The sequence below is a fragment of the Ruegeria lacuscaerulensis genome, from assembly GCF_013034685.1.
GTDB lineage: Bacteria > Pseudomonadota > Alphaproteobacteria > Rhodobacterales > Rhodobacteraceae > Ruegeria > Ruegeria lacuscaerulensis_B.
In genome coordinates this window covers 557,800-573,816 of sequence record NZ_WQGO01000001.1, presented here as the reverse complement: position 1 = coordinate 573,816, position 16,017 = coordinate 557,800, and the positions used below count along the sequence as shown (strand labels likewise).

Here is a 16,017-nt window from a genome sequence, read left to right as displayed (position 1 = left end):
TAGTTGAACATCGAAAGACCCTGATCGGGTAGCAAGATAATGTCGCAGTTAAAGCGACACTCGCCACTATAGATCAAGTCAGGTGAACGTGAAGGAAATGGCCTGTTTATGTTCTGTTAAACCTGACCACCCGCACCACGTCGCCTTTAGACCGGAAAGCCTAACCTTGTGATCAACTGCCAGATATCGCGGTTGGCGTCCGAGAGTTTTTTCACTACGCTTTCAATCTCGGTCAGCGCTGCGGCGTCAACGGTGTCTTCGCGTCCCAGCTTGATGTCGGTTTTCCGGTCTGAAATCCGCATAAGAATCGTCTTGGGATTTCCACTGTCAGGGTCGAAGGAATAGATGCAGTGATTGTACTTGTTGCGAATGCCCGAAAGTTTCGACAAGCGCTGGGTGTGCTCGAGAATCGCATCCCTCAGATCGGGGGGGCGACCGTCCATCTTTGCCAGCCGTTCCACCAGATCAATGCGTGCACGGGTGGTGTTGAGGGTCAGAAAAATGATGACCGCGACATCCTTGTTGGTTCCGCTCAGCCCGGCGATCAGGTGGATCAGCAGGCTTTCTGTATTGGTCCACATATAGTTCAGCTTGCCGACCAAAAGGATAAGACGGTCAAAGCGGGTTTCGAAATCCTCAGTCGCTGGCAAGTTCATGGGCTTCGTCCGGGGCGACTTCGAAAAAGAACTGTGCGGCGGCGGTTCTGTTGCTGACGCCGATCTTTCCGGCGACATTGTGCATGTGCAACTTAACCGTGTGTTCAGTTATACCAAGATTGGCCGCGATGATCTTGTTACTGTGCCCTTTTGATACCTGTTGCAGGACCTGCTTTTCCCTCCGGGTCAGTTTGGAATAAAGCGGGTGCGGCTCAGGCGCGGCAGGCCTAGAGCCTGCGTGCTGCTTGGGTGGGCTTTGCAAGTTGGAGACGCTGTCTGCAAGAAAGCCGGGCAGGTATAGTTCCTCATGCAGCAACAATCGAAGGATCGCGCGCCAGACATCGGGACCGACATTCATTGGCAGAAAACCGATATCTCCATGGCGAGTCCGGTCCCATTGCTCAAACAGAAAGCGGGCAGATTCCTCTTTTCGATACGCGTAGGCCAAGCTGCCGCTGCCCACGCAATCGCGATAATGTCTGGGACGGGCCAGAAGATCTTCCAGAATCATCTGATCGACGATCACGATCCTACCGGGGCCGGTGGTAGGGTCGCCATATGTCGGCAGGGCTGAGATTGAATCGTAGCGGTGTGTGGTGACACCAAACTCTGTTTCAACACCCGTCAGGGTCTGGTCCGAGTAGAAAAGCTCTTTACCAATAAAATTTACTGAGAATTCGTCAAAACCAAATTGGTTTTGCGCAGCATTGTCCCGAAACGGAATGCTCATCATTCCCCCCTTGTCAAAACCTGCACCGCTATGCGGCGTAATAGCAAACTGGCACTTCGAAAAATATTAACTGAACATTAACGCACTTTCGGTGCAGACTATAGGGAAAAGTGCAAATTTCCTGGTTGCACGGTCCTTAACGCGCAAACAGTTCTAGAACTTAAGTTTAGGATTGAGGGCGTTTCACCCGCTTAAGTAGAGGCAATTTAATGAGTTTTCTCGATATGCGATTGGCTAAAAAACCAGCAACCGAAAAAGTCGCGCATTGTTCGTGATTTGGAAATAATCAATCCGAATCAGGTGATTACCCGTTCTAGTGCTTCCGGCTAGCTATTCAGACTGGTTTCCTCCTGCAACCATGGAACGGCTCCAATTAACGGGGCGAAAGATCCGAACGTGTCTGCGAATCGCGCATTTCCGCGAACGACTTTAGCAGATGCAGGACCGGCTAAGCCGGGGAAAGGAGGGTGGAGGACAATCTCACTGTGAAATACGCATCCGCGCAGGTTTTGCGCGAGTGCGCTGTTTGTTTCAACCGCGCCCGTAACCGTTTTTGAAAGAGTGACGGTCAGTGCGCTTAATAAGTGGAAATTGATATGTCAAAACGTCAACAACCCCATAACAGCATTACCGATATTGACGAGGTGAACGTGGATACGATCATCGCGCCAATCGACGCAGATATCCATGTGGATGACGCCTATGTTGATGCTGACCTGACGTCGCAAGAGACGGATGTCGACAATGATGTCGACAACGAACAGGGCCAGGGTCAGGACCAGGCGCAAGCTCAGGCGACGTCTGTTGAAAATGGTCAGGGTCAGGACCAAGCCCAAGGCCAGGATCAGGGCCAGGGCCAAGATCAAGGTCAGGGTCAGTCGCAAAGCAATGGCGACAATGACAACTCGAACAGCAACTCGGTCACGATCGACTTCGGCGACGGAGAAGGCTTGCCGAAAGACAATGACACTGTCGATATTGACGCGTCAGGTTCGGCTGAGCTGGGCGATGTCATCACCGTTGCAGGCGATATGGACTATGACCCGGGCGACGACCTGAATCTGGACATCGACCTGAGCGGTGAAGGCAATGACATGTCTTCGATCAGCAGCCAGGTCGCAAACTTGTCCGACAATGACCATCTGGGCTCGGCCGCCGTTCGCAACGAAGGCGAATTTGACCAGAGCGGCAATGCTCATGGTGGCACCGCGACGGCCCATGAAGGCATCGGCTCTTCAACCGATGGTGGCAACTCTGGCAGCGGTGGCAGCACCGATGGCGGCGCGGCAAGTGCCCAAACCCATGGCGCTGACGCGCTGGCCTTTGGTGGTCTGACCGGCAACGCGGATGGTACAGGCGTTGGTGGTGACGGCGGCTCGACCGGTTCAGCATCCAACATCGGCCTGGGTGTCGGTGTGTCGGGTGCCGAGTCCAACGGCAGCAGCAGTGGCGGCGAAGGCGGAGACGCCGGTAGCATCTCTGGAGCAAGCAACACAGGTTCATCCGACACCGACGCAGACGGCACCAGCGGTGAAGGCGGAGACGCAAGCTCGTTTGGGCTGGGTCTGGGGCTGGGCCTGTCGAATGCCGACAATGATGGCCAGTCTTCCGGTGGCAACAATGCTTCGGTCGCAGAGGCGCTTGGCGCGGGTCTTGGCGCGAACGACTCGTCCGCGCAAGGCGCAGCCGGTGGCGACGGTGATGCGGATGCGGATGGTCAGGCCGGCAATGGCAGCAGCAGCGACACCGACGCCAACGATGCGGCGGCCGGAAATGTCGGTCTGGGTCTGGCTGGCAGCTTGGCAGGCAGCGACGCTGATGCCGATGGTGGCGAAGGCGCGGGTGCCGAAGGCTCTGGGGCCCAGGGCAACGGCGCAGAAGGTATGGGCGGTACCGGTGATGCTGGCAACGGCACGGGTGGTGCAGGCACGGGTGCTGAAGGCACTGGTGGCACTTCCGGTCAGGTCGATGCAGCGCTTGCAGCTCTGAACCAGCAAAACGGTCTGTCCGGGCTGAACGCAGGTCAGGCCGGTGCCGGCAACGGCGGTGGCGACACCAATGGCGGCAATCCGGGAACTGGCGGTGACGGAACCGGCGCGTTTGGATCTGGCGGCGACGGAACCGGAGGCTTTGGCTCGGGTGGCGACGGCACCGGCGGATTCGGCTCGGGTGGCGATGGCACCGGCGGTAGCGCGACAGGCGGTACAGCCGGAGCGAACGCCGGCGCGCAGGGTGTCGGCGATCAGGCGACAACCGGTCCGAACATCACCCAGTCTCCGGGTGACGTGAACGGGTCGGCCAGCAACTCGCAGAACACCAGTGGCGATGGCGGAGCAGGTGGCACAAACGACACCGACGGCTCGGCCAGCGGCACCGGAACCGGCACCTCGACCGCCGATGGTTTCGGCGGCGGTGGCGGCGCGATCCAGCAAGGTGCGACGTCGGATGGTTCGGGCACCGGTTCGGCCGATGCGATGAACACGGCCGGAGATGGTGGTCTGGTGGATGTGTTTGCGCAGGCAGACACAGATGGCTCGGCGGACAGTCTTGCCGAATCCATTGCCGGATACGGTGGTGACGCGTCTTCGGACAATGATGCCACCTCTGATGCATCCGGTTCGACGGACGGGTCGGCGACCTCAGGCTTTGGCGGCGGCGGCGGCGCCGGGGCCGGTATGGGCGGCACCAGCGGTGAAGCAATCGGTTGGGCGACTACCGGCCACACAGCTGGTGGGATAGTCACTGGTGGCGATGCTTCGGGTGCGAACTCAGGCGCAGGTGGCACCGGTGGCAACGCGGGTGTCTGGGGCTCGAACAATGCTGGTGACGGCATCGTTTCGGGTGAATCCTATGCTTCGTCTGCCGCAGTTGTGGACACCACGGCCTTCAACCAGTCGATCGTCATGGGTGCCAACGTGCTTGGCAACTCGGTCGATACGACCATGGTTGGTGGATCGATGACTTCGTCCTACTCCAGCGACGATACCGACGTATAAGCCGGTGTCCCAGCCGGAGATCGGCTAAACCCCCACGATCTCCGGCAAAAACATGCTGAGGCCGCATGGTGCGGCCTCAGCCCAACTTAACCCAAAACGGAAATTTCTGGCCGGGATGGGGAAAGGAACAGTGTTATGTCGCTCGACAGTATCAGTGAAACGATTGCTCATTTTATTGGAACATTTGAACTTACCAGCGAACAGGCCCGATGGCGGGATCAGTATGACGAATTTGTCGCATTCAGGCGCAAGGCGGAACTGGAAGAGCTTGAAGATGCGACCGTCATCAAGGTCAAGGCGGGGTTGAAGCTGGATCCGGGGAAATATGATGCCCTGCCATTCAGAACGGATGCGCCACAGACTGACATAGCCCCTGCACCCGTGCAGGCGATGTCCGTGGCGGCCCCGGTTCCGGGTTTCGGTCTGGTGCCGAATGCCGATGATTTCATTTCCGACGTGCAGCTTCCGGCGATCTCATTTCAGACCGTAGTTCTGCAACCGCAACTGATCCCCGAACTGATCGGGTCGGCCGTGACCTATACCGTGCAAACTCTGCGTCTAAGCGACAATGATACCCTTGGACAGGCCGAGTTCCGCGATGTCGAAACCTTGATGGCGCAGGGCGACGCCTTGGCGGCGGTTGCGGAGTCGCTGCACGCGGTATCGGCCCCGTCTCTGAATATCGCCGATTATCAGTCGGTTGAACACATTCAAGCCCTCGTCGAAGAGGTACAGCAGACCATCGAGGTCGAAGGCGCGACGGTGCATCAGTTCCAGGGCGAAGACGCGATGGGTACCATCGTGAACGGCGAACATGTCGATGAGGCCCCTGACTGGAGCGAGCTTCTGCCGCAGCATCATCAATCCGATGAGGACCAGACAGAGGATCTGCCCGAAGAACTTCTTCCCGCCGAGTGGGACCAGTCCGAAGACTCGGAATTTGGCGAAGGGCATACCGTTTCCACCGGTGGCAATCTGGCCGTCAACGAAGTTGCCGTCACAGTGGCCTGGGTCGACGCGCCAGTGATCGCGGTGGGCGGGCAATCGGTCAACGTGACCGTCGTCAGTCAGGTTGCGGTAGTGTCGGACATTGACACCGGCGATGCCGGTGCGCAAAGCGACACGATGGTCGTTCAAACCTCGACCATCACCGTTGAAGGCAACGAGGCCCATTGGCTGGATGACAACGTCGCGGCCGAGGGGCAGGATCCTCTGGTCGCTGTGACCTGGATTGCGGGCGATCTGGTGGTCACGAATTTCATCCAGCAAGAAATCGACGCCACCGATATCGACCATATCGAAACCGAGATCACCGCATCGTCCAGCCTTTACGTGATGGGTGACAATGTTCTGATCAACGTAACCGAGATTCTGCAACTTGGCAGCTATTACGACGTGATCCTGATCGGCGGGGACATGATTTCGGTGGATATCGTTCACCAGACAATCGTGTTCCTCGATGATGACGAGATCAACGGTGGCATTCCGGATGAGGATGATGACAATCTTGTTGTCAATCAGGTGGCGCTGACCACGATGGGCGAGGACACGCATGAGGAGTTGGACGCCAGCTTGGCGGGTGTTCTGCCGCTTGAGGAAATGGACACCGAAGCGCTGGAAGACGCCTTGCTGAACAACCCGGACTTCGCGGGGATGGAACAGATCCGGGTCCTCAAAATCGACGGCGATCTGGTGCAGGTTAACGCGATTGAACAGATCACGATCCTGCAAGACCAGGACGACATCAACCTTAACGGGGAAGCCGGTGCAGTGGCTTCTGCGTTGGGGGCTGGAAATGCGGTTCTGAATACCGCGGGTGTGGTAAAAGCCGGCGTCGATTCCGTGGTCATGACCGGTGAGGGCGAATATTCCGACCTCGTGCTGCATCAGGCTAGTCTGATCGACACGCCGGACGATGATCTGGATGTTGAGATCGGAAATGATGCCATCGCTGTCCTTATTGACACGGTGGATGGACCCGGAAACTCGGAAAACGCGCCGGGCCACAACAAGATGACCCCGTCCGAGATGGCCGAAAGCTTCGATGATGGTCTGCAAACCATGCTGGCCTGATTTCCCTCTTTGATACGAGTGTTTCGAAAGTTTGAGTATGTCGATTTTGTTCTCGTCGCGCCGATCCCTGTTCGCCAGCCCGCTGGACGGACGCGGTGGTGGTGGCCCGACCAAGGCCCCTGCAGATGGCCCCGTGACCAAACCCGCCAAAATGGCGAGCTTGCGGTTAAGCCAGGATCTGCGTGTGCATAATCCGGTGACGTTTCCACCCAAGGCCCCAAAAGTCTCTGAACCGCAACCTTCACCAAAGGGCACGCAAAGTGCTCAAGAAACGACATTCCTCCGTCACGCCGAGAAATCCCTTCGGCGTGACGTTCCGCAGCCCGTCAACGACAAACTCCAGAAGGGCCGCGAAGCTGGGGTGGCCGATGCCAAAGGCCCCGATCCGGAAACCGCCAGGGAGAAGACCGACCGGACGCCCCCCCCGGATCGCTCAAAAGGCGGTGGACAATTGGGAACCACGATCGAGGCCAAGGCAAACCAACCTCTGCCGCTCCGGAAAGAGGGCGGTGGGGATGGCAAAGGGCCACCCCAGACCTTTCATAAACGCACTCCGCCCGAGGACTTTCAGCAGACGCTGCGAATTTCGATGCGGGCAATCTTGCGCAATTTGGCTTTTGTGCTGGTGCTGACTTGCGCAACCAACATCCTGATCCTGGCCATCCCGATCTACCTGTTTCAGATCAGCGACCGCGTATTGACCAGCCGGTCTCTGGACACGTTGATCATGCTGACCGCGATTGTGGCTGGGGCGGTGATCTTTCAATCAGCCTTTGATGCGGTGCGCCGATTCATGCTGATGCGCACAGCGGTCGAGGTAAACGCCCGGTTGGGTGCGCCCATCCTCAGCGCGGCGGCCCATGCCTCGCTGCATGGGACCGGACGGGAATATCAGACGCTGGGCGATTTGCAGCAGGTCCGCGGATTTCTGGTGTCGGGCACGTTGATCTCATTTCTGGACGTGCCGTTCGCGCCCTTGTTCATCCTGATGATTTTCCTTGTGCACCCGCAACTTGGCACAATCGTGATCGTGACTGCGCTGCTACTGATGATCATCGCTCTGATCAACCAGCGCATGACCGCCAAGCCCTTTGCCGAGGCGAACCGGGCTCAGTCCATGGCCAACCAGCATCTGGATTCGATGGCGCGCAACAGTCAGATCATCAACGCTTTGGCGATGATCCCCGAGGCGGTGCGCATCTGGGGCCGCGACACCGCGCAGTCGCTGACATGGCAGGTGCGGGCGCAGGATCGGAACGTCATCTTTGCTGCGATTTCGCGCGCGGTGCGCTTACTTACACAAATCGCAATTCTGGGCTGGGGCGCGTATCTTGCCCTGCAAGGTGAGATCACCGGCGGCATGGTCATTGCAGCCTCGATCATCGCCGGGCGCGCCTTTGCCCCGATCGAAGGATCCATCGAAGGGTGGAACACCTTCCTGCTGACCCGCGCTGCCTTTGGTCGGATCAAGACCCTTTTGACCAAGTCCGAGTTGCAATACGAAAAGCTGCGCCTGCCGCGCCCCGAAGGCCGGTTGGATGTCGAACGGCTTCTTTACGTGCCCGGCGGGACCAAGCGCGTGGTGCTGAACGGGATCGGGTTTTCGCTCAATCCCGGTGAGACACTGGCCATTATCGGCAATTCCGGGGCGGGCAAGACGACGCTGGGCAAGACACTGGTGGGCTCGATCCTGCCAACGTCGGGCAGCGTGCGACTGGACCTGATGGATATCCGCAACTGGGACCCGCGCCAATTCGGTGAGAGTATTGGTTATTTGCCGCAGGACGTGCAGCTGTTTCCCGGCAGCATCAAGGACAATATCGGCCGCATGCGTGAGGACGCGACGGATGAGCAAATCCACGACGCCGCCGTGCTGGCCGATGTGCACAACATGATCGCCACGCTGCCTCAAGGGTATGAGACTGTTGTCGCCGCCGATGGCTCTCCGCTGTCCGGCGGTCAAAAGCAGCGCATCGCGCTGGCGCGCGCGTTCTTTGGTAACCCACGTATGGTGGTTCTGGACGAGCCGAACTCGAACTTGGACGTGGCCGGGGATCAGGCTTTGGCGCGGGCGATTGCGCAGGCCAAGGCGAACAAGATCACGGTGGTGGTGATCACGCAAAAGCCGACTTTGCTGAATGCGGTCGACAAGATCATGCTGCTGACCGACGGGCGGGTCGCCCTGTTCGGTCAGCGCGAACAGGTGCTGCAACAGCTGAACGGGCCGCGTAAACAGCCCGGTATCGAAGGCCAGAAGGGAAATGCGACATGAATGATCTGGTGCCCGTCAACAATGATCCCAAAGACCCCGAGGTGTGGTATGCCGAGGTTCCACGCTCGATCAGCAAATTCGTTGTCGTCGGAATGGTGCTGCTGGTTGTCTGTTTCGGCGGGTTCGGCGTGTGGTCCTTTCGCGCGCCCTTGGCTGCCGCCGTGATTGCGCAGGGCAGCTTTGTCGCCACTGGACGCAACAAGATCGTGCAGCATCTGGAAGGCGGCATCATCGAAGATATCAAGGTCATCGAAGGTCAATCGGTGCAGGCCGGGGAGGTCCTGATGACATTGGACCAGACCTCTGCCGAGGCCAATGAGCGTGAGCTGTTCATCCGTAAAATCCGCCTTCAGGCGATGAGCCAGCGCCTGTTGGCCGAGTATGAAGAACGCGAGCGGCTGGAATTTTCGCCCGATCTGATCAAGGCCACCGATGACGTCGAGGTGATGACGATCCTGGATGGCCAGAAGATCAGCTTTGACGTCTCGCGCAAGACCCTGCTGAACGATATAGCTCTGCTTCAGCGCAATATGGAAGCGCTGCGCATCCGCTCCAGCGGGTTTGAGGCGCAGTTGGACAGTATGCGGGTGCGCTCGGCCATTTTGCAGGAAGAGTATGAGACCAAAGAGGCGCTGTTTGAAAAGGGTTTGGTCCGCAAAGGCGAGCTAAACACGATCCGCCGCGTGCAGGCCGAGGCCGATGGTCAGCAGGCGCGGTTGGCGGCTGAGACCGCCGAGGTCAACCAGATGATGCTGAAATACGAAGAACAGATCACCCGAACGCGGTCGGCCTACCGCGAGGCGGCATTGGACGAGCTGGGCGTGATCGAGGCCGATCTGGAAAGTGTCCGCGAAAAAGCCCGTCAGGCCCGCAGCGTTCTGGACCGCGCCGTTGTGCGCGCGCCGGTTACGGGCACAGTCGTGCGGCTGCATTATCACACGCCGGGCGGGGTGATCGAAACAGGTGAACCCATCGCCGAAATCCTGCCCGCCGACGCGCCCCTGATCATCGAGGCGCAAATCCCGAGAACCGAGATCGACAGCGTCGTGACGGGACAGGACGCCACCGTGCGACTAGTCGCCCTGAACCAGCGCACGACTCCGGTGCTGAGCGGCGAGGTCTTTTACGTCTCGGCCGATGCCCTGCTCGAGGACTCGGCGGGTGCCCCGCAAGAGGTCTATTTGGCCCGAATCTCGCTGCCGCCGGAGGAGATTGACCGCGTGCGCGGCTTTATCCCCACGCCGGGGATGCCAGCCGAGATCATGATTCAGACCGAGGAACGCACTTTCGCGGCCTATATCGCCAAGCCGGTGACAGACAGCATGTCGCGTGCCTTCCGCGAACATTGATCGCCCGTGTAGGGCGATCCCACTACACCTTCCAATTTTCGCATGTTACCCTGTCGGCAGCACCAACAGGAGAGATACAGATGCCCTTGACCGTGAAAGAGATGATGGAAGCCGCCAATGCCAGCGTGGAGCGGATCGACATGGCCCGCGCCGCCGAGATTCTGGGGCAGGGCGGTTTACTGCTGGATGTCCGCGACGGGGCCGAGTTGCAGAAGACGGGCCGTGCCAGTGGTGCGCATCATATCTCTCGCGGGTCGCTTGAATTCAGCGCAGATGAGGCGCTGAAGTCCTACGATCCTGAGTTGCGTAAGGATCGCCCCATTGTTCTTTATTGCGCTGCCGGCGGACGTGCGGCCCTAGCGGGCAAATTGCTCAAGGATATGGGCTATGCTCAGGTCTACAATTTGGGCGGCTTTTCCGATTGGGTGAATGCGGGTGGTGAAGTGTCGAAAGAATAAAAATTTTCAGCCTGACGCATGTCAAGGTCTGCCGGGCTGTGCCGCGTTAAAGTTGTGGTCAGACACATTACAAAGGGACAGCTGACCATGTTTCGTCTTGCGACAACTCTTTATGCTATGATTTCCACTGCTCTGGCCGGAACGGCTGTGATTGCGGTTCTGGTTGCGGGCACAAATTCCGTGGCCACCATCGTATTGGCAGCGGCATTGGGATTTGCGTTGGCGGCACCGGTCTCGTGGCGGGTAGCCCGAGACCTGTATAACGACGCAGCCTGATCAGGCGTTCAGGAACGCCCGGACCGAGGCCTCGAACTCGCGCGGTTTTTCAGCGTGTAGCCAATGGCCTGCGCCGGGGATCTTGGCAAAGCGCGCGGTCGGGAACAGGGCCTTGATCGCGGGGCGGTGGTCGGGCAGAACATAATCCGACGCGCCCCCCGACAGAAACAGGGTCGGTTTGGTACATGTGCCGGTGATGTCAGGAAAGCTCATGATCTTGGGCATCTCGGCGGCCAGAACGTCCAGGTTCAACAACCAGCGTTGGCCCTTGATGTCTAGCGACTGGGTGAAAAAGCTTTGCAGGGCTTTCTCAACCCCCTGATCGGCCAGCTGCTGTTCCGCGTCCGAGCGGCGCGTGACCTGCGTTAGATCAACTGCGCGCATCGCCTCGATGAACTTGATCTGGCTGTGGGTATAGGTCACGGGTGCGATGTCGGCGACCACTAGCTTGCGCAGTTTCTCACCATGCAGCAGAGCCAGCGTCATGGCCGCCTTACCGCCCATCGAATGCCCCACCACATCGGCCTGTCCGCCGAAATGGTCTATCACCTCGGCCAGATCATCGGCCATGCTTGGGTAATCATGCTGCTGGATCCAGGCGCTGTTGGAATGGTTGCGCATATCGACGGCAACGACTTGCCGCTCATCCGATAATCTGCGCGCAATCACACCCCAGTTGCGGCCAGAGCCATAGAGCCCATGGGCAATCAGCAACGGGGGGTTTGAAGTTGGCTCACCATGGACAATCGTATTCAGCATGACCGTGTGTTACCCGTCACCGGTCCAAACAACCAGCCCCATTGTCGTGCTGACGTCACCCGGATATGGTGCCGCGTCAGGAGGCCCCCCCACATGGCGCAAAACCCCGATATTCAAACTCAAATCGCGCAGACCGTGCAGCTGTTGCGCGACAAGCTGGGTGTGCGGGACAAGACGCTGACGGCCTCGGTCAGAAAAGCCAAACGTCAACTGCCCCGGCGCATATACAAACAGGCGCTGGTTTTGGCGGATGCCGAACAGATGGCGGCCCATCCCAAGCTGAGGTTGGTGCTGGATACGCCCAAGCTGGCCCGCGCCTCAGAAGAGGTGCAAGATCATCTGACAGGCATCAATCTGGCCGACCGCAGGCTGGGTTGGTTTCTGGGGATGCTGGGTGGATTGGCTTTCAATCTGTTGGCCCTGTCGGTTCTGCTGCTTGTGTTTCTGCGGTGGCAGGGCTTCATATGAAAAACGGCGCCGCTGGGGCGCCGTTCAGCTTTTTGATATCCTGAAAAATTACAGGTTCGGATAGATCGGGAAGCGGGCGCACAGCTCGGCCACTTCGGCTTTGACCTTGGCTTCGACCTCGCCATTTCCGTCTTCGCCATTGGCTGCCAGACCGTCGACCACTTCGATGATCCAATCCGCGATCTGACGGAACTCGACCTCACCAAAGCCGCGGGTGGTGCCGGCGGGGCTGCCCAGACGGATACCGCTGGTGATAGTCGGTTTTTCCGGATCAAACGGCACACCGTTCTTGTTGCAGGTGATGTGCGCACGACCCAGGGCCTTTTCGGTCGCGTTGCCCTTGACGCCTTTAGGGCGCAGGTCAACCAGAACCACATGGGTGTCGGTGCCGTGCGTAACTGTGTCCAGACCGCCTTTGATCAACTGATCAGACAGCGCCTGTGCGTTGTTGATGACCTGCTGGATGTAGGTCTTGAACTCGGGGCGCAGGGCCTCACCAAAGGCAACGGCTTTACCAGCGATGACATGCATCAGCGGACCGCCCTGAATGCCGGGGAAGATGGCCGAGTTCACTTTCTTGGCGATCGCCTCGTCGTTGGTCAGGATCATGCCGCCGCGCGGGCCGCGCAGGGTCTTGTGGGTAGTGGTGGTCGCGACATGTGCGTGCGGGAAGGGGCTTGGGTGCTCGCCTGCGGCAACCAGACCGGCAAAGTGTGCCATGTCGACGTGCAGATAGGCGCCGACCATATCGGCAATCTCGCGCATGCGGGCAAAGTCGATCTGGCGCGGAATGGCGGAACCACCGGCGATGATCAGCTTGGGCTGATGCTCTTTCGCCAGCGCTTCGACCTGATCGTAGTCCAGCATGTTGTCTTGCTGGCGTACGCCGTATTGAACAGCCTTGAACCACTTGCCCGACTGGTTGGGGGCCGCGCCGTGGGTCAGGTGGCCACCTGCATCCAGGCTCATGCCCAGAATGGTGTCGCCGGGTTGGATCAGTGCTTGGAACACGCCTTGGTTGGCCTGCGAGCCCGAGTTGGGCTGCACGTTGGCGAATTCACAATTGAAGAGCTGCTTGGCGCGGTCGATGGCCAGGTTCTCGGCTATGTCGACGAACTGGCACCCGCCATAGTAGCGGCGACCGGGGTAGCCTTCGGCGTATTTGTTGGTCATCACCGAACCCTGAGCTTCCATCACGGCGGCAGAGACGATGTTCTCGGATGCGATCAGCTCGATCTCGTCGCGCTGACGGCCCAGCTCGGATGTGATCGAGCCGAAAAGCTCGGGGTCACGATCCGCGAGAGACTGGGTGAAAAAACCTGTGTCACGAAGGTTGGCGTTCATTGGGGGCTCCGCATGGCTGGAATTATCTTGCGGATTTCCTATCGGAAACGGCAGATATGCAAAAGCTGTAAAGCGACGATTTGGCCCGCTGCGGCGTCAAGACTGGCCTATCGGGGAAAGGTATGGTTGTTTCGGAACCAAATGTTCAGCACCGGAAACTGCAACCGATGATTCAGAGAATCGCTTTTCTCGCCAGCGACGCCAAGGTGGCCCAGACCGCCCGTGATGCGCTGGTGCGGCGCTATGGCAATGCGGCCCCGCGCGACGCGGATGTGGTTGTCGCTTTGGGCGGTGACGGTTTCATGCTGCACACGCTGCATAACATGCAGCATCTGGATACGCCTGTTTACGGGATGAATCGGGGCACGATCGGCTTTCTGATGAACGAGTTTCACGAGGCAGATCTGATGGAACGCCTCGCCGATGCAGAAGAAGAAGTCATCAATCCGCTGGCCATGCGCGCCATGGATCAATCCGGCAAGATGCATGAGGCTTTGGCGATCAACGAGGTGTCGCTGCTGCGGGCCGGTCCGCAGGCCGCCCGGCTGAGGATTAGCGTGGATGGGCGTGTTCGCATGGATGAACTGGTGTGCGACGGGGCGCTTTTGTCTACGCCAGCGGGGTCGACGGCTTATAACTACTCGGCACATGGACCAATCCTGCCGATAGGATCGGATGTGCTGGCATTGACCGCCATTGCCGCCTTTCGCCCCCGACGTTGGCGCGGGGCCTTGCTGCCCAAGATCGCAAAAGTGCGGTTCGATGTTCTGGACGCTGACAAACGCCCGGTGATGGCAGATGCCGATTCGATCTCATTCCCGGATATCGACTGGGTTGAGATTCGGTCTGAGCCTTCAATTCAGCATCGCATCCTGTTCGATCCCGGCCACGGGTTGGAAGAGCGGCTGATTTCTGAGCAATTCACGTAGTTTCCACAGTCGACCACGGTTTTTTCGCGCTTATGTGAACCAGTTCACAGGAGTTTGATTAACCTCGGGTTAATGTGAACTTGCCCGGAGACACATCCAAGGCGGGAGTGAGTGGCCGCCGACGGTGTTTTCGAAATGACCGCGCAGTTTAGGCGCTGACAAGGGTAGGTGGTGCTACGCTTGTTATCGGATCTCCGGGCATATTTTAGAAAGTGGACCCCGGGCACAAAACCCCGGGGTCAATTTCTTTTGTCGGGGGTTATTCTGCGGAACCCATCTTATCCCATAGTGGCAGACACATCTGCCCAACGCGCGCCTCAATGGCCGCGGCCGCATCAACCGCCATGTCCTCACGCCAGCGCGGGGCTGCGATCTGAACATTGATTGGCTGCGCTCCTTTTGGCAGTTCTGCCAAACGCGCCGGAACGCAGGCTGCGGGCAACCCGAGGAAATTCATCGCATAGGAATAAACCGCGCAGCCCAGCACCTCATGCACGCCTTCAGGGCCTTCTGTATCGCGGTCGGGTCTAAAGAATGGTTGCGGCAGGAAAGGCGACAGAACCAATGGGTAGTCCTGCATGAACAGAGACCATTCGCGGGCATAGTGTGTGCGCTTGGCCAGCATCTCAATCAGCTCTGTACCGGTGATCGGCGGAAACTCCTGAAAATACACGTCGAATATATCGCGGATGGTCTGCGACCCCGCTGCCTCGATATCAGTTTTCAACAGGGTCAGTACTTCGCCCATCAAAGCGCGGTATCCGTTGCGCCCACAATCAAAGACATCAGGCGGATCGACCTCTGTTACCGCATATCCTGCGTCAATCAGCGCGTCACGGGCAGTATCTAAGGCCTTTGCGACTTCTGGATGCAGATCATAGCCGAACGTGTTCTTTGTAAAAGCAACCTTGATAGGTCCGTCATAGGCGGCCCCACGCCATGGCATCGGCACATGGAACGGATCGCGCGGGTCGGCGGCGATCAGGCTGGGCATCGACAGGTGCAGATCGGTAGCTGAACGGGTGATCAACCCCTGCACCGACATGGATTGCGCCAACAGGCCGCGTTCCACCTTTTGGCTCGGGTTCCACGCAGGCACGCGGCCCAATCCCGGCTTTACGGTCACAGCCCCGTTTGCCGCCGCCGGAAACCGCAGACTACCGCCAATATCATTGCCATGCGCCAAGGCCCCGATCCCAGCCATCACCGCCGAGCCGGCCCCGCCCGAGGACCCACCAGGCGAGATATGCCGCCCCCAGGGGTTATGTGTGCGGCCGTGCAGCTCGTTGTCGGTATCGGCGCGAAAGGAAAACTCGGGCGTATTCGTGCGCCCTAGGACGACGGCGCCAGCATTTTGCAGGTTTCGCACGATGGGCGCATCGTCCGGCGCGATCACGTCTTTCAAAGCCACGACCCCATTCGTGGTCGCGTGTCCTTTTTGGTCGACATTGATTTTGATCGTCACGGGCACACCGTGCAGCGGACCGGGCTCCGTGCCTGCAGCCACGGCCTGATCCAGCGTATGCGCGTGCGTCAATGCCTCAGTGCTCAGGTCTTCGACCACGGCATTCAGGGCTGGATTGACTTGATGCAGCCGGTCAATCGAAGACTGAACGGCCTCCACCGCGCTGATCTGCTTGCTGCGGGTCTGCTTCGCCAAGTCCGTGGCGCTTAGTCGCCAGATGTCATTGTCGCTCATGCTCGTCC

General features: G+C 58.8%; 13 protein-coding genes. 8 read left to right on the top strand and 5 right to left on the bottom strand.

The features are described from left to right. Positions 1–146: 146 nt before the first annotated feature. Together GOV80_RS02870 and GOV80_RS02865 are read right to left on the bottom strand one after the other, a co-directional pair. Positions 147–656, bottom strand: a complete 510-nt coding sequence (locus GOV80_RS02870; protein WP_170782774.1) for a hypothetical protein — start codon at positions 654–656, stop codon at positions 147–149. Further along, positions 637–1,386, bottom strand: a complete 750-nt coding sequence (locus tag GOV80_RS02865; RefSeq protein WP_237215600.1) for a helix-turn-helix transcriptional regulator — start codon at positions 1,384–1,386, stop codon at positions 637–639. Before GOV80_RS02865 ends, GOV80_RS02870 begins: the two co-directional genes overlap by 20 nt. A gap of 596 nt (positions 1,387–1,982) precedes the next feature. Here GOV80_RS02865 and GOV80_RS02860 point away from each other — a divergent pair. From GOV80_RS02860 to GOV80_RS02835, 6 genes are all read left to right on the top strand, one after another. Beyond that, positions 1,983–4,382 carry a CDK5RAP3 family protein gene (locus tag GOV80_RS02860; protein WP_170770099.1) on the top strand — a complete coding sequence of 800 codons (2,400 nt, stop codon included), beginning with the start codon at positions 1,983–1,985 and terminating at the stop codon, positions 4,380–4,382. A gap of 135 nt (positions 4,383–4,517) precedes the next feature. Then, positions 4,518–6,455, top strand: coding sequence for a type I secretion protein (locus GOV80_RS02855; protein WP_170782773.1), 1,938 nt, complete (start codon positions 4,518–4,520; stop codon positions 6,453–6,455). A 37-nt stretch (positions 6,456–6,492) separates the two neighbouring features. Continuing rightward, positions 6,493–8,727 carry a type I secretion system permease/ATPase gene (locus GOV80_RS02850; RefSeq protein ID WP_170770103.1) on the top strand — a complete coding sequence of 745 codons (2,235 nt, stop codon included), beginning with the start codon at positions 6,493–6,495 and terminating at the stop codon, positions 8,725–8,727. Further along, positions 8,724–10,076, top strand: a complete 1,353-nt coding sequence (locus GOV80_RS02845) for an HlyD family type I secretion periplasmic adaptor subunit (RefSeq protein ID WP_170782772.1) — start codon at positions 8,724–8,726, stop codon at positions 10,074–10,076. Before GOV80_RS02850 ends, GOV80_RS02845 begins: the two co-directional genes overlap by 4 nt. A gap of 80 nt (positions 10,077–10,156) precedes the next feature. Continuing rightward, the gene (locus GOV80_RS02840) at positions 10,157–10,534 is read left to right on the top strand and encodes a rhodanese-like domain-containing protein (RefSeq protein WP_170782771.1); all 378 of its coding nucleotides are present in this window, start codon (positions 10,157–10,159) and stop codon (positions 10,532–10,534) included. Positions 10,535–10,621: 87 nt separating this feature from the next. Continuing rightward, entirely contained in the window at positions 10,622–10,810 is a 189-nt protein-coding gene (locus GOV80_RS02835) for a CTP synthetase (RefSeq protein ID WP_170770119.1), read from the top strand. On the opposite strand, the gene GOV80_RS02830 is transcribed toward GOV80_RS02835, so the two are convergent. Further along, positions 10,811–11,569 (bottom strand): alpha/beta fold hydrolase, encoded by a 759-nt coding sequence (locus tag GOV80_RS02830; RefSeq protein WP_170782770.1) that lies wholly within the window; start codon positions 11,567–11,569, stop codon positions 10,811–10,813. 93 nt (positions 11,570–11,662) lie between these two features. Here GOV80_RS02830 and GOV80_RS02825 point away from each other — a divergent pair, with 93 nt between their 5' ends. Beyond that, a complete protein-coding gene (locus GOV80_RS02825; protein ID WP_170782769.1) occupies positions 11,663–12,037 on the top strand; it encodes a hypothetical protein in 375 nt (124 codons plus the stop codon). 48 nt (positions 12,038–12,085) lie between these two features. Here GOV80_RS02825 and glyA read toward each other — a convergent pair whose 3' ends face one another. Continuing rightward, a complete protein-coding gene (gene glyA / locus GOV80_RS02820; RefSeq protein ID WP_170782768.1) occupies positions 12,086–13,381 on the bottom strand; it encodes a serine hydroxymethyltransferase in 1,296 nt (431 codons plus the stop codon). A 167-nt stretch (positions 13,382–13,548) separates the two neighbouring features. On the opposite strand from glyA, the gene GOV80_RS02815 reads away from it, so the two are divergent. After that, positions 13,549–14,310, top strand: a complete 762-nt coding sequence (locus tag GOV80_RS02815; RefSeq protein WP_237215598.1) for an NAD kinase — start codon at positions 13,549–13,551, stop codon at positions 14,308–14,310. 259 nt (positions 14,311–14,569) lie between these two features. Here GOV80_RS02815 and GOV80_RS02810 read toward each other — a convergent pair whose 3' ends face one another. Further along, a complete protein-coding gene (locus GOV80_RS02810) occupies positions 14,570–16,009 on the bottom strand; it encodes an amidase family protein (RefSeq protein WP_170770127.1) in 1,440 nt (479 codons plus the stop codon). Positions 16,010–16,017: the final 8 nt, after the last annotated feature.

What these genes read in the sequence shown, in the direction of transcription:
- GOV80_RS02870 (WP_170782774.1), bottom strand. Translation starts at nt 656, where the DNA reads ATGAACTTGCCAGCGACTGAGGATTTCGAAACCCGCTTTGACCGTCTT.
- GOV80_RS02865 (WP_237215600.1), bottom strand. Translation starts at nt 1,386, where the DNA reads ATGAGCATTCCGTTTCGGGACAATGCTGCGCAAAACCAATTTGGTTTT.
- GOV80_RS02860 (WP_170770099.1), top strand. Translation starts at nt 1,983, where the DNA reads ATGTCAAAACGTCAACAACCCCATAACAGCATTACCGATATTGACGAG.
- GOV80_RS02855 (WP_170782773.1), top strand. Translation starts at nt 4,518, where the DNA reads ATGTCGCTCGACAGTATCAGTGAAACGATTGCTCATTTTATTGGAACA.
- GOV80_RS02850 (WP_170770103.1), top strand. Translation starts at nt 6,493, where the DNA reads ATGTCGATTTTGTTCTCGTCGCGCCGATCCCTGTTCGCCAGCCCGCTG.
- GOV80_RS02845 (WP_170782772.1), top strand. Translation starts at nt 8,724, where the DNA reads ATGAATGATCTGGTGCCCGTCAACAATGATCCCAAAGACCCCGAGGTG.
- GOV80_RS02840 (WP_170782771.1), top strand. Translation starts at nt 10,157, where the DNA reads ATGCCCTTGACCGTGAAAGAGATGATGGAAGCCGCCAATGCCAGCGTG.
- GOV80_RS02835 (WP_170770119.1), top strand. Translation starts at nt 10,622, where the DNA reads ATGTTTCGTCTTGCGACAACTCTTTATGCTATGATTTCCACTGCTCTG.
- GOV80_RS02830 (WP_170782770.1), bottom strand. Translation starts at nt 11,569, where the DNA reads ATGCTGAATACGATTGTCCATGGTGAGCCAACTTCAAACCCCCCGTTG.
- GOV80_RS02825 (WP_170782769.1), top strand. Translation starts at nt 11,663, where the DNA reads ATGGCGCAAAACCCCGATATTCAAACTCAAATCGCGCAGACCGTGCAG.
- glyA (WP_170782768.1), bottom strand. Translation starts at nt 13,381, where the DNA reads ATGAACGCCAACCTTCGTGACACAGGTTTTTTCACCCAGTCTCTCGCG.
- GOV80_RS02815 (WP_237215598.1), top strand. Translation starts at nt 13,549, where the DNA reads ATGATTCAGAGAATCGCTTTTCTCGCCAGCGACGCCAAGGTGGCCCAG.
- GOV80_RS02810 (WP_170770127.1), bottom strand. Translation starts at nt 16,009, where the DNA reads ATGAGCGACAATGACATCTGGCGACTAAGCGCCACGGACTTGGCGAAG.